Here is a 12,787-nt window from a genome sequence, read left to right as displayed (position 1 = left end):
ACGGGCCGGCTCCGGCATCCGGTGCACCGCCGCCAGGGGCCCGTACACGCGTACCGGCCCCGCAGACCGGAGAGACCGATGGCTACGACAACACCCACACCACCCATAGACAAGGGGCGCGCCCAGGGCGCGACCCGCCCCGGCGACCGGATCTTCCTCGGTCTGTCCCGTGGCTCCGGCATCACCCTGCTGGTGATCATGGCCGCGATCGCGGGCTTCCTCACCTACCGCTCGGTCCTCGCCATCTCGCAGGACTCCACGAACTTCCTCACCACCTCCGAGTGGAACCCGGCCGGCAACCCGCCCGTCTTCGGCATCGCCGTCCTCGCCTTCGGCACCGTCGTCTCGTCGATCATCGCCATGGTCATCGCCGTGCCGGTCGCCATCGGCATCGCGCTGTTCATATCGCACTACGCGCCGCGCAAGCTGGCCAAGCCGCTCGCGTACCTGGTCGACCTGCTCGCCGCCGTCCCCAGCATCATCTACGGCCTGTGGGGCGCGATCTTCCTGGTCCCGTACCTGGCCGGCCTGAACGAGTGGCTCGACCGGTACATGGGCTGGACGTACATCTTCGACAAGACCAGCGACGGCGTCGCCCGCTCCCTGTTCACCGTCGGCATCCTGCTGGCGATCATGATCCTGCCGATCATCACCAACGTGACCCGCGAGGTCTTCCTCCAGGTCCCGAAGATGCACGAGGAGGCCGCGCTCGCGCTCGGCGCCACGCGCTGGGAGGTCATCCGCATGTCGGTGCTCCCGTTCGGCCGCTCGGGCATCATCTCCGCCTCGATGCTGGGCCTCGGCCGCGCACTCGGTGAGACTATGGCCGTAGCAGTAGTCCTCTCTCCCAGCTTCGTCATCTCGGGCCGTCTCCTCGACCCGGGCGGCGGCACCTTCGCCCAGAACATCGCGGCGAAGTTCAACGAGGCCGACGAATTCGGCCGGGACGCGCTGATCGCCTCCGGTCTCGTCCTCTTCGCCATCACCCTGCTGGTCAACGGCGCGGCCCGGTGGATCATCGCCCGCCGCAAGGAGTACTCGGGAGCCGCCGCGTGAGCAACGCGATACAGGAGCGTCCGCCCGTGACGACCACCCCCGTGAAGCACGACCCGCTGCGCCACGCCCGGCTGCCGCGCTGGACGCCGGCCGCCATCGCCGTCGGGTCGATCGCCGTCGGCGTCGGGCTCGGGCTCGCGGCCGGCTGGCACAGCCGCATCCAGTGGGGCCTGATCGCCGCGCTGTCCTTCGTCCTCGCCACCTACGCGATCACCACCAAGGTGGAGGGCAGCCGCCAGGCCAAGGACCGCGTCGCGACCAGCCTCGTCTGGGTCTGCTTCATCCTGGCCGTCGTCCCGCTGTTCTCCCTCGCCTGGGTCACGGTCAGCAAGGGCCTGGAAGTCCTCGACCCGTACTTCCTCACCCACTCGATGAACGGCGTCCTGGACGCCGAGGCCGGCGGCGGTGTCTACCACGCGCTGCTCGGCACGATCGAACAGGTCGGCATCGCCACCCTGATCGCCGCGCCGATCGGCCTGCTGACCGCGGTCTACCTCGTCGAGTACGGCGGCGGGAAGCTCGCCCAGGCCGTCACCTTCTTCGTCGACGTCATGACGGGCATCCCCTCGATCGTCGCGGGTCTGTTCATCCTCGCCACCTGGAATCTGATGCTGGGCTTCGGGCCCTCCGGATTCGCCGGCGCGATGGCCCTCGCCATCCTGATGATGCCGGTCGTGGTCCGCTCCACCGAGGAGATGCTCAAGCTCGTCCCCAACGAGCTCCGCGAGGCCTCCCTGGCCCTCGGCATCCCCAAGTGGCGGACGATCCTGAAGGTGGTCCTGCCGACCGCGATCGGCGGCATCACCACGGGCGTCATGCTCGCGGTCGCCCGCATCACCGGTGAGACGGCCCCCGTCCTGCTCCTCGTGTTCGGTACGAAGCTGATCAACCCGAACCCCTTCGAAGGCGCCCAGTCCTCGCTGCCGCTGTACGTGTACGAGCAGTACGCGGTCGGCACCGACGCCGCCGTGGCCCGCGCCTGGGCCGCCGCGCTCGTCCTGATCGCCTTCGTCATGATCCTCAACCTGGTGGCCCGCGGCATCGCCCGCTGGAAGGCCCCGAAGACCGGCCGCTGACCGCGGTCACCTCTGGAAGTGAATTGATATGGCCAAGCGAATCGACGTCAGCGGCCTCTCCGCGTACTACGGCGCCCACAAGGCGATCGACGACATCTCCATGACGGTCGAGCCCCGCTCGGTGACGGCCTTCATCGGCCCCTCCGGCTGCGGCAAGTCCACCTTCCTGCGCACCCTGAACCGGATGCACGAGGTCACCCCCGGTGGCCGCGTCGAGGGCAAGGTGATGCTGGACGACGAGAACCTGTACGGCTCCCACGTCGACCCGGTCGCCGTGCGCCGCACGGTCGGCATGGTCTTCCAGCGCCCGAACCCCTTCCCCACCATGTCGATCTTCGACAACGTGGCGGCGGGCCTGCGCCTGAACGGCTCGTACAAGAAGTCCCAGCTCAGCGAGATCGTCGAGCGCTCCCTCAAGGGCGCGAACCTCTGGAACGAGGTCAAGGACCGACTGAACAAGCCGGGCTCCGGTCTCTCCGGCGGTCAGCAGCAGCGTCTGTGCATCGCCCGCGCGATCGCGGTCGAGCCCGACGTCCTGCTGATGGACGAGCCTTGCTCGGCCCTCGACCCGATCTCCACCCTCGCCATCGAGGACCTGATCGGCGAGCTGAAGGAGCGCTTCACGATCGTCATCGTGACGCACAACATGCAGCAGGCGGCGCGGGTCTCCGACCGTACGGCCTTCTTCAACCTGGCGGCCGTGGGCCAGCCGGGCAAGCTGATCGAGCTCGACGACACCGAGCGCATCTTCTCCAACCCGAGCGTCCAGGCGACCGAGGACTACATCTCGGGCCGCTTCGGATAACAGACGTCCTACGGTGCTGCATGGCGGTGCCACCGTATGGCGAAAGGGCCCGGTTCCCCCACAGGGGAGCCGGGCCCGACCGTTTGTGTCCGTACCGTCAGCCGAAGAACAGCTTCACCACGTAGTAGCTCACGGCGGCCACCAGCGCGGCGGCCGGCATCGTGATGAACCATCCCAGGATGATGTTCTTGGCGACGCCCCACCGCACCGCGTTCACGCGCTTGGTGGCGCCCACACCCATGATCGCCGAGGTGATCACATGCGTCGTGGAGATCGGCGCGTGGAACATGAACGAAGCCGTGTACATCACGGACGCCGCCGTCGTCTCCGCCGCGAAACCCTGCGGCGGGTCCAGCTCGATGATCCGGCGGCCCAGGGTCCGCATGATCCGCCAGCCGCCCGCGTACGTACCGAGCGACAGCATCACCGCACAGGCGATCTTGACCCAGGCCGGGATCGCGTCACCGGCCTGCTCGACGTCGGCGATGACCAGGGCCATCACCACGATGCCCATCGTCTTCTGGGCGTCCTGCAAACCGTGGCCGAGGGCCATGCCCGCCGCCGAGACGGTCTGAGCGATCCGGAAGCCGCGCTTCGCCTTGTGCGGGTTGGACTTGCGGAACATCCAGAGGATGACGCACATGACCAGATAGCCGAGGATCAGACCGACGAACGGCGAGATGAACATCGGGATGACGACCTTCTCGAGCACCCCGGACCAGATCACGTCGATCCCACCCGCGAGCGCCGCGCCCACCATGCCGCCGAACAGGGCGTGCGAGGAGGAGGACGGAAGACCGAAGTACCAGGTGATCAGGTTCCAGACGATCGCGCCGACGAGCGCGGCGAAGAGGATGCCCATCCCCTTGCTGCCCGTGGGGGTCTCGATCAGACCCTTGCTCACCGTCTTGGCGACCCCGCTGCCGAGGAACGCGCCGGCGAGGTTCATCACCGCCGCCATCGCCAGCGCCGCCCGCGGGGTCAGCGCCCGGGTCGACACGGAGGTGGCGATGGCATTGGCGGAGTCGTGGAAGCCGTTCGTATACGTGAAGCCGAGCGCGACACCGATGGTCACGATCAGAGCGAAGGTGTCCACGAAGCCTCAGGACTCCTTGACCGCGATGGTCTCCACGGTGTTCGCCACGTGCTCGAAGGCGTCCGCCGCCTCTTCCAGCACATCCACGATCTGCTTGAGCTTGAGCACCTCGATGGCGTCGTACTTGCCGTTGAAGAGGTGGGCGAGCAGCTTGCGGTGGATCTGGTCGGCCTGGTTCTCGAGACGGTTGATCTCGATCCAGTACTCGGTGAGGTTGTCCATGGTCCGCAGGTGCGGCATGGCCTCGGCGGTCAGCTCGGCCGCCCTCGCCAGGACCTCGATCTGCTGCTCGACGCCCTTGGGGAGTTCCTCGATGTTGTAGAGGACGACCAGGTCGACGGCCTCCTCCATGAAGTCCATGATGTCGTCGAGGGACGACGCGAGGTTGTAGATGTCCTCGCGGTCGAACGGCGTGATGAACGAGGAGTTCAGCTGGTGGAAGATCGCGTGGGTGGCGTCGTCACCGGCGTGTTCCGCTGCCCGCATCCGCTCCGCGATCTCGGCCCGGGCGGAGGGGTCCGCTCCGAGCAGTTCCATCAGGAGCTTGGAGCCCGTGACGATGTTGTCCGCGGACGCGGCGAACATGTCGTAGAAGCTCGTCTCCCTGGGGGTCAGACGAAATCGCACGTGGGGTCCTCGGGGTGCTGGGTTTCGGTCAGGCTGATGCTAGGCGCATCATCCGGCCACGGCTAACCGGCGTCCCCTCAGTGTCGCCCATCAGGCACAGTGGCATGCACGGACCCCCGCCCGGATCGACGGGGATCGGTACCATATACCCACGAGGGGTATACCCACCCCTTTACGGACAACGGGAGGACGCGATGACGACCACCGAGGCGGACCAGGCCACCCCCGAGGCCGTCGAGCCGACCGTCGTGCCGGCCGTCGTGCCGGCCGACCACGACCACGGCGTGCACGGATACCACAAGCAGAAGGACGAGCACCTCAAGCGACTGCGCCGTATCGAGGGCCAGATCCGCGGTCTGCAGCGGATGGTCGACGAGGACGTCTACTGCATCGACATACTCACCCAGGTCTCCGCGTCCACGAAGGCCCTGCAGTCCTTCGCGCTCCAGCTCCTGGAGGAGCACCTGCGCCACTGCGTGGCGGACGCGGCGCTGAAGGGCGGCGACGAGATCGAGGCGAAGGTCGAAGAGGCCACGAAGGCGATCGCACGGATGCTGCGTACCTGAGCGGCGGGCATGCCGACCGGCTCAGCGGTCCCGGCCGTCGCGCTCGGAACCTTCGGCGCGCTCGGCCCGCTCGCCTCGTTCGGTGCGTTCAGCGCGCTCGTCTCGTTCGGCCCGCGCGTCTCGCTCGGCCCGCGCGTCTCGTTCGGCTGCCACTCTCAGTACCTCGTCGATGCGGTCGGCGCTGAGGCGCTCCCCGTCGGCGGCCGACGCCGCGATGATCAGCTCCCCACAGAGCTCGATCTCGGCGAGAGCGACGCGGTCCTGGTCGATGGGCAATGTCGCGGTACTGGGCGGAGCCACGCGGTTTCACCTCTTCCTGCCGGCGTCGGTCTCCCAGCGTAGGGACCGCGCCACGCGCCGCGCATGACACGTCCGGACCATTTGAAGAGTGGCCTACGGGTGGCTCGTCACACCTTGATCTTCCCGGCGTAGATGTCCTTGCGCGCCGGCAGGCGTACCTCGACGGGCGTGCCGAAGGCATACAGCAGGGTCGTCGACGCGACCGCGACGTCACGGCCCTGGTTGGTGAAGCTGAACTGGTGCCGGACCTTGCGCAGCCGCCCCTCGTCGTCCAGATAGGCGTCGAAGGGCACGGCGTCCTCGGTGAACCCCTTCGCCGCCGCGGCCAGCGATCCGCGCACCTGCGGCGAGGCGGCTCGCGCGGCCACCGCGATGTCCGCGACCCCGCGGTAGTGGCTGACTTTCACTCCCGCGAGATCGACCTCGCCGACGTAGACCACCTTCCGCACGCCGCGCAGCAGCTCGACCGCGGCCGCCGGGTCCGTGGCTCCCCCCGTGACGAGGTTGCCGTCGTCGAGCGTGGTCGTGTCGACCCGGACCCATTTGTCGGCGGGCACCCCGGCGCCGCGGTTCTTCATGTAGAGCGCGCCGGGGCTGAGGAGTTCGGTGATGGGCCGGTGCTCGCTGGCCCCGGCGGCGTCCTTGGGCAGGACGACCTCCAGCCGGCCCGTACGCCTGCGGAAGTCGTAGCCGCCCTCGCCTCGGATGGTCACCCTGGTCCCGCCGGCCGCCATCTCCATGGACGTGGTCGCCTTCGACGTCCCGGCGCGGGTCAGCACCTCGGCCGCGTCCCGCACGGTCGCCGTCGGATCGCCGCCGGGTTTGGCGTCCACGGCTGCGGAACACCCGCCGGCGGCCGTCGCCCCGAGGAGAGCGGCGGCGACGGCGATCGCCCCGCCCCCACGTCCGTACCTCCGCACCACCATCGCCTGCCAACCCCCAACGCCGTACCGCTGCTTGTCCGGGACCCGCCCGACCCGCATAACGACGGTCACGGCGACCCGTCACGCGCAGTACGGTGGATCCGTGCATGAGCAGGCCCCGCATCACGCGACCACGACGGAACGCGGCTCCTTCGCGATAGCCCGGTGCAGCTGTGGTTGGACGGGCCCGGCCCGGAGATCGAGGGAGCGGGCCCGCACGGACGCGCGGGCCCACACGGCGGCGCCGGCGCCGCAGGGGGCGCTGGACCGGGAGTCCTGAGCGGGGAGCGCCGGACAGGCTTTAGGTCGTGTCCGCAGAGCATCGCCGTCCGCCCGAAGGACGGGGCGAGACTTTACGGACACGACCTAGGCTGCGAGGTCGCTCTCGTCGGAGCCGAGCCGGGGCTCGGGGATGTCGAGGGCCTCGGGCTGCGGACGGCGCTCGGCGGCGCGCCGGGAGCGCACGAGCCGGGCACCGTGCTTCGAGCGGGCCACGGCGGAGACCACCGGGGTCAGCAGGGCGAGGGCGAGCGGCGCGAGGAGCAGGGCCACCGCCGTACCGAGGGCGAAGCCGCCGATGACGTCGGTGGGGTAGTGCACGCCCATGTAGACGCGGCAGAAGCCTTCGGCGAAGGCGAGGCCGATGGCGGCCAGGCCCAGCTTGCGGTGGGCGACGAACAGCCCGACGCCGATGGCCATCGCCATGGTGGCGTGGTCGCTGACGAAGGAGAAGTCGGTCTTGCCGGCGACGAGGACCTCGAGCCCCTGGTGGTCCTTGAACGGCCGTGGGCGCTCGACGAATCCGCGGATGGGGATGTTGACGAGGAGGGCGACACCGGCCGCGAGCGGGGCCCAGACGAGCCCGGCGACGCCGGAGACCGAGTCGGCCAGGTTCCCCCGCCTGCGGACGCTCACCCAGCACCAGAGCGCGACGAGGACGAGGCCGAGCATGATCCCGTACTCGCCGACGAACCCCATGACCCGGTCGAACCACGGCGGCGCGTCCTTCGCCAGCCCGTTGATGTCGTAGAGCAGGCCGACATCGGGGTTCGAACCGTCCGATGCGAGTCCAGCCATCTGCCGCGGCCCCTTGCCTTGTCATGTGAGTTCGACCGTGAGCGGTCGAAATCAGGGAACGAACCGCCTGAGGCGAGCGTTCCGCTCTTCCCCGAGAATCACCATGACGTTACCGAAGAGTGACACGTCGTCGCAGCTCAGGGCCATTGCTTAACGGAGAGTTCCAGCCATGTGGCCGGTGAAACGCCGACACTCCGTCAGGCTTCCGGCGGCCCGGTCGGCAGCGCCGCCGCACCGTCCTGGGTGACTCGGGTGGCACCGAAGTAGTCCGGTGTGTCGATCTTGGTGAACCGGATCACGGCCCCGGTGCGCGGGGCGTCGATCATATAGCCGCCACCGACGTAGATGCCGACGTGCCTGATGGCACGGGAGTTGGTGAGGTCGTCCGAGAAGAAGACGAGATCGCCGGGCAGCAGTTCGTCGCGCGACGGATGGGGCCCGGCGTTGTACTGGTCGTTGGCGACGCGCGGCAGCTCGATCCCGACGCTCCGGTACGCGGCCTGGGTCAGCCCGGAGCAGTCGAATCGGCCATTCTGCGCCGCTGTCCCCGTACCGCCCCAGAGGTAGGGGGTGCCGAGCTTCTGCTGCGCGTAGTAGATGGCCCCGGCGGCCTGCCGGGAGGGGTCGACCCGGCCGACGGGCCGGGCGAAGCTCTTCTCCAGGGAGCGGATGATCCGCACGTAGTTCTGCGTCTCGCTGATCCGCGGGACGCCGCCGGACTTTATGACGCGGTACGCCCCCGCGTTGTACGCGGCGAGCATGTTGTTCGTCGGGTCGCCGGGCACGTCCTTCACATAACCGGCGAGCTCACAGTCGTACGAGGCGGCGGACGGGATCGCGTCCTTGGGGTCCCAGACGTCCCGGTCCCCGTCGTTGTCCCCGTCGATGCCGTGCCCGGCCCAGGTGCCGGGGATGAACTGGGCGATGCCCATGGCGTTGGCGGGCGAGACGATCCTCGGGTTCCAGCCGCTCTCCTGGTACAACTGCGCGGCCAGGAGCGCCGGGTTGATGGCGGGGCAGAGGTTCCCCCACCGCTGCACCAGCCCCTGGTACGCGGCCGGCACGGCCCCCTTGGCAAGCCCGACGGTCCCGTTCCTGGCGTCCCCGGCGCCCCCGAACAGCCCGGCGGCGGCGGAATAGGTCCCCACGACGAGCAGTGCGACAAAACTGAGGCACGCCCCGAAAACCCCCCCGGCCACCAACCAAGCCCTGCCCACCGCGCGCACCTTACGCACCGTCAACCACCCCTAGGCCCTCGGTAGTCCACCACCCGCCAGTCTAGGCGCCGGGGCCCCCGGTCAGGGGGCGGTCGGGGGAGACGCGACGGGAGTGTCCAGGGACCAGAAGTCGGAACGGACGGAGGGGTCGGGGACGACCGAACCATCGAACGGTGTGCCGCTGGCCCTCGTCTTCGGCTCCTGGACCTCCGACTCGATGAAGCACGGGGTGGTGATGGTGAGGAAGAACTGGCCCTTCTTGCCCACGAGGATGCTCATCCGGTAATCGTCCGGCGTACGGGCGTAGATGGACGGGACGTCCCTGCTCGTGTTGTGCCCGGTGATCTCGTAGCCCAGCTTCTCCCAGTGCCGCTCCACGACTCCGAGCAGGCTGCCGCGACGGGCTTCGGAGACGATCGTCATGACCGCCGCGCGCCGCGTCACGGATCCGGTCGGTTTCCCGTCGATGGTGTAGCCGTCGCACCCTCCATCCGACCACGCGTGGTGAACCCAGTTCAGTTCCGGCTTCACCGAGGAGATGCTGTCCAGCATGATCGCATCGGCCCTCTCGGCCGCTTCCCGCATACTGATCTTGCTCACCACGCGCTTCTCCTCACCCGGCCCGTCCAGGTTCCCCACCCCCCCGCATCCTGCCGCCACCGCGATCAGTGCGGCGACAACCGCCAGGCGCAGCGCTTTCATCGGTACTCCTGCATCGAGATGTCATCGCTCTTGCCGGCGACGATCAGGGCGATATTGGCAGCGGACTGCGCATCCCTGGTCGGGTCGAAATAGTTCGAGTGTGCCGGAACATCCGGCAGGTCGGGCGGCGGTCCGTCGGCGACGCGGAACCGCCGCGCTCCAAAGTCCTCGTGTGCCGGGTCCGTGCCGTAGTAGATCTTGCTCTCGGGAGCCGCCTCGTTGCCCAGCACAAAGCCTGTGGCAGCCCCGGCGGCACCTGCGAACACTCCCGCGACGGGATTCATCTGGCTCCTGTACCCCGCCTCGAACCCCTGCTTCAACCCGAAAACGGATGCCTGGTCGGGCAGCTTGGTCACCGAGTCGTTCTCTGCCGCACCCACGAACACGTGATTCCTTCCGACACGCAGATCATCCGCTGTTCGAGCCTCAGTTCCTGGGCTGCCGAGCAGAATGATGTCGTCGGCACCGGGGATGCCGCCCTCGCGCTGGGCAGCCAACCCCACAGTGAGTGAGCCGTACGAATGTCCGATCGCCGTGATGTGCGGGTCGGAGTGCTCGTTCGTCGCAGAGATGCCGGCCATGAAGGCGTCGTACGACACCGCGCCGACACGGGCGTGGGTGTCCTTCGTCACCGCGAGATTGTCCGCGAGCCTGTCCGCGGGGAGTTGTGGCGGGTCGTATCCCAGCCACACGATCGAGGCGCTCGACGGGTCATGGAGCTGCGCGCCGATAGCGGTGTCCCGCGCGCGCTTGATGTCGTTCTTGGCGAAGTCGGCATCCAGAGCGGTACCCAGGCCGGGCACGTACGCCGAGACGTTCTTCGCGGTGTCCGGGTTCCCGAAGGACACGATCGCGCGCCCCATGCCCTGGTCACCGATTCCCAGCAGGTACATCGGCGGTGTACCGGGCTCGGGCGTCGCACGCAATTGCCGGTCGATCTCCTTCAGTCCCGCCAGCTGTGTCTGGGCCTTCTCCGTGTCCACACCCTCCAGCTTGCCGATCAGCAACTGCAGGTTGTCCCGGTTCGCCGTGTCGCGGACCTCCGCCGGGATGCCGTCCAGGTTGCCGATCAGGTCCGGGTAGACCGCCAGGTACTCCTCGCGCTGTTCCTGCGTGAGATACGTCCACCACGCCTTGCGCTCGGCCGGGGACTTGTCCTTCGGAATGTCGTTCCTCAGGTATTCGTCGGCCACAACCCGCACGGCCGCCGCGTCCGCAGCCGCGTCCGTCCACGTCCTCGCGTCCACCGTCAGGCCCGGCGCGGCCTTGAGCTTGCCCAGCGTCTCGCTGAAGCGGCTGTCGATCTCCCGGGCCTCGTTCACGGCCTTGAGGATGCGGTCCGCGATGTCCTGGGCCTTGTGGTGGTTCGGGTTCGGGTTGGTCAGGCCGGCCTGGCTGCCCGGGGACCGGTGCAGCGGCGGACCGTACGGTGTTCCGTACGAAGATCCACTCACGCTGCCACCCGGAAGCGGTTCGCGGTCGATGAGGTTCTCCCCGCCGGCTGGGTAGCTCACCGACCCGTCGGCGTGCACGGTGAACTTCAACCCCGCCGCTTCCTCCAGCGCGTCCCTCACCTGCCGCTGTGGCCCGCTCAGCTCGTACGCGAGGCTGTTCAGCGACGTCCGCACCAGTCCGCACTCGGTGTAGATGTACTCGAAGTTCCGGTCGAGCCGCGTCAGTCGGTCGTACGCCGCCTTGGCGGCCTGGCCCCGCTGGGTCTTCGCCAGCCTGTTCGTCATCTCGTTGCTCACCCGGTCACGGCCGGCGTCCGCCCGATTGCTCGCCTCGCCCCAGCCGTCGGCGGCGTCCTGAAGCTCGGACAGTTTGAGATCCCGTAACTGTTGCCATGTCAGCACGGTGATCACCTGGCCTTCTCGTCGCCGGACGCGGCGTCCATGCCCTGGAAGGAGGACTTCACCTTCGCCTCCTGCTCGCCCTGAGCCTTCGCCACCAGGCGCAGCTTCGGCGCCAGGGACCCACACTCGTCCTTCACCGCGCTCAGCCGCTCCTCCCAGGACGTGAGGACCGACCTCAGCACCCCCACACTCGCCAGCCCGTCGTTGGCAGCAGCAACGCCCTCATGGGCGGTCGTCAGCCTGTTCTTCGCCGCCACGGTGCTCGTGTGCAGGGCCTCCGCCACTCCCGCCGCGCCCGTCCAAGGGCCACCGCTGTGCCGCAGGTCCTCTCCGCCGCCCCCGCCGCCCGCAGAGGCCAATGACATGCGAGCGCCCACGTCGCCGCCTGTGCGGACCCCTGCCTGATCGAACAGTTCCTGCCACGCGGCCGAGTACGCCTGCCCCGTCATCTCCTGCGCCTCCGTCCCCCTGATCCATCCGTCTGGATCGATCCCTCGGGATGTGACGCTAGCGAGCCGCACCTATGCCTTGGCAAGCGCAAAGGGGAAGATCAACACGTACGGATGGCGCGGACGTAGCAGCACGTCTCACCGCTCCGCAAGAGCCGGTTCGCTCATCGTCGGCCCGCGGGCTCTGCGCACCTCGTCCCACGTATCCACCGAGGCGAGACGAACCGTGGGCTGCCGCTCGAGCGGTGCGCGGAGGCCCCCAGCCCCACGCCCGAGGGAGGCCTTTCCCGTATCGCTGACCACCACTCAGGTCGCGGACCCGCTCGGGGCGATGACCAGCACCGACGCCGGGCCGTCGGCCCCGCGCCACCACCCCAAGAGTGGAACAACGACAATCATTGCCCGGAGTCACCCACCGTGATACACAGAGTGACCATACGCCTTCTTCGCATAGAACCGGCCATACCGCCGCAGGTCAAGACGGTCAGATCGGTCAAGTGTGCGGGGATCGGGTAAAGAGAGCCGTCAAGCCGTCACACGCGAGCGGTTTCATCAGCGAAGATAGGGCGATGACCCATGCCATCCGGCAAGGGCGATGAACTACCCAACAGGGGCGGTGAGTTACATGTACCTGGCGGCCGAGAAGGGCGACATCACCACCATCATCGGTGGAATCGCCCCGAACTGGGGTCCTTTCGGGAGCCTGGGCAATGAGGCCAAGGTGATGATCGAGGTCGTGATGGCCGTGGCCATCCTGCTCTGCCTCGGCATCGCCATCTGGGGAGCGGCCAAGCAGCGCATCGGCGCGACCGCCCTCCGGGACACGTTCAGCGCCGAGCAGGGCAAGGGTCTGATCGTGGCCGGCCTCACCGGCGTCTTCATCATCGGATCGCTGGGGACGCTGTTCACCATCGTGTACGGGATGGCCGTCTAACCACCGAGGTCACGATCCCTGATGTCCAGTCACCACACCGCGCCCGCGCGGAGACCAGAACGGCTTCTGTCGTACCCGCGAACGGTTGAGGGGGCGTACCCGT

At 68.4% G+C, this 12,787-nt stretch carries 14 protein-coding genes; 5 read left to right on the top strand and 9 right to left on the bottom strand.

Annotation, left to right across the window (positions count from 1 at the left end; genetic code table 11):
* Positions 1 to 78: 78 nt before the first annotated feature.
* Genes pstC through pstB form a run of 3 tightly spaced genes read left to right on the top strand, consistent with a single transcriptional unit; the run spans position 79 to position 2,937 of the window.
* Entirely contained in the window at positions 79 to 1,056 is a 978-nt protein-coding gene (pstC, locus tag ABZY12_RS19225) for a phosphate ABC transporter permease subunit PstC (RefSeq protein ID WP_356891767.1), read from the top strand.
* Positions 1,053 to 2,132, top strand: coding sequence for a phosphate ABC transporter permease PstA (gene pstA, locus ABZY12_RS19220; RefSeq protein WP_356891765.1), 1,080 nt, complete (start codon positions 1,053 to 1,055; stop codon positions 2,130 to 2,132). Before pstC ends, pstA begins: the two co-directional genes overlap by 4 nt.
* Before the next feature lie 28 nt (positions 2,133 to 2,160).
* Positions 2,161 to 2,937, top strand: coding sequence for a phosphate ABC transporter ATP-binding protein PstB (gene pstB / locus ABZY12_RS19215; RefSeq protein WP_215073114.1), 777 nt, complete (start codon positions 2,161 to 2,163; stop codon positions 2,935 to 2,937).
* Between the two features lie 97 nt (positions 2,938 to 3,034).
* Here the strand turns inward: pstB and ABZY12_RS19210 are convergent, their stop codons facing one another.
* Both ABZY12_RS19210 and ABZY12_RS19205 read right to left on the bottom strand, forming a co-directional pair.
* A complete protein-coding gene (locus ABZY12_RS19210; protein WP_356891763.1) occupies positions 3,035 to 4,033 on the bottom strand; it encodes an inorganic phosphate transporter in 999 nt (332 codons plus the stop codon).
* 6 nt (positions 4,034 to 4,039) lie between these two features.
* Positions 4,040 to 4,660, bottom strand: coding sequence for a DUF47 family protein (locus ABZY12_RS19205; protein WP_356891761.1), 621 nt, complete (start codon positions 4,658 to 4,660; stop codon positions 4,040 to 4,042).
* A 194-nt stretch (positions 4,661 to 4,854) separates the two neighbouring features.
* Here ABZY12_RS19205 and ABZY12_RS19200 point away from each other — a divergent pair, with 194 nt between their 5' ends.
* Positions 4,855 to 5,226, top strand: a complete 372-nt coding sequence (locus ABZY12_RS19200; protein WP_356891759.1) for a metal-sensitive transcriptional regulator — start codon at positions 4,855 to 4,857, stop codon at positions 5,224 to 5,226.
* Positions 5,227 to 5,247: 21 nt separating this feature from the next.
* On the opposite strand, the gene ABZY12_RS19195 is transcribed toward ABZY12_RS19200, so the two are convergent.
* The 7 genes from ABZY12_RS19195 to ABZY12_RS19165 all read right to left on the bottom strand — a co-directional run bounded on the left by ABZY12_RS19195 (position 5,248) and on the right by ABZY12_RS19165 (position 11,666).
* On the bottom strand, positions 5,248 to 5,526 hold the full coding sequence (locus tag ABZY12_RS19195; protein ID WP_356891957.1) for a hypothetical protein: 279 nt from the start codon (positions 5,524 to 5,526) through the stop codon (positions 5,248 to 5,250).
* Positions 5,527 to 5,633: 107 nt separating this feature from the next.
* Positions 5,634 to 6,452: a hypothetical protein gene (locus tag ABZY12_RS19190; RefSeq protein WP_356891757.1), complete on the bottom strand. Its 819-nt coding sequence runs from the start codon at positions 6,450 to 6,452 to the stop codon at positions 5,634 to 5,636.
* Positions 6,453 to 6,815: 363 nt separating this feature from the next.
* Positions 6,816 to 7,526 carry a phosphatase PAP2 family protein gene (locus ABZY12_RS19185; protein ID WP_356891755.1) on the bottom strand — a complete coding sequence of 237 codons (711 nt, stop codon included), beginning with the start codon at positions 7,524 to 7,526 and terminating at the stop codon, positions 6,816 to 6,818.
* Positions 7,527 to 7,723: 197 nt separating this feature from the next.
* The gene (locus ABZY12_RS19180) at positions 7,724 to 8,743 is read right to left on the bottom strand and encodes a bifunctional lytic transglycosylase/C40 family peptidase (RefSeq protein WP_356891753.1); all 1,020 of its coding nucleotides are present in this window, start codon (positions 8,741 to 8,743) and stop codon (positions 7,724 to 7,726) included.
* An 81-nt stretch (positions 8,744 to 8,824) separates the two neighbouring features.
* Positions 8,825 to 9,445, bottom strand: a complete 621-nt coding sequence (locus ABZY12_RS19175; RefSeq protein WP_356891751.1) for a hypothetical protein — start codon at positions 9,443 to 9,445, stop codon at positions 8,825 to 8,827.
* Positions 9,442 to 11,310 (bottom strand): alpha/beta hydrolase, encoded by a 1,869-nt coding sequence (locus tag ABZY12_RS19170; RefSeq protein WP_356891749.1) that lies wholly within the window; start codon positions 11,308 to 11,310, stop codon positions 9,442 to 9,444. The genes ABZY12_RS19175 and ABZY12_RS19170 overlap by 4 nt, the downstream gene beginning before the upstream one ends.
* A complete protein-coding gene (locus tag ABZY12_RS19165; protein ID WP_356891747.1) occupies positions 11,307 to 11,666 on the bottom strand; it encodes a hypothetical protein in 360 nt (119 codons plus the stop codon). The genes ABZY12_RS19170 and ABZY12_RS19165 overlap by 4 nt, the downstream gene beginning before the upstream one ends.
* Before the next feature lie 709 nt (positions 11,667 to 12,375).
* Between ABZY12_RS19165 and ABZY12_RS19160 the strand changes: the two genes are divergently transcribed.
* Positions 12,376 to 12,684, top strand: a complete 309-nt coding sequence (locus ABZY12_RS19160) for a hypothetical protein (RefSeq protein WP_024757447.1) — start codon at positions 12,376 to 12,378, stop codon at positions 12,682 to 12,684.
* Positions 12,685 to 12,787 lie beyond the last annotated feature (103 nt).

This window comes from Streptomyces sp. NPDC006551, assembly GCF_040611675.1.
In the GTDB taxonomy this organism is placed as follows: Bacteria; Actinomycetota; Actinomycetes; order Streptomycetales; family Streptomycetaceae; genus Streptomyces.
This window is presented reverse-complemented; position numbering and strand designations above follow the sequence as displayed.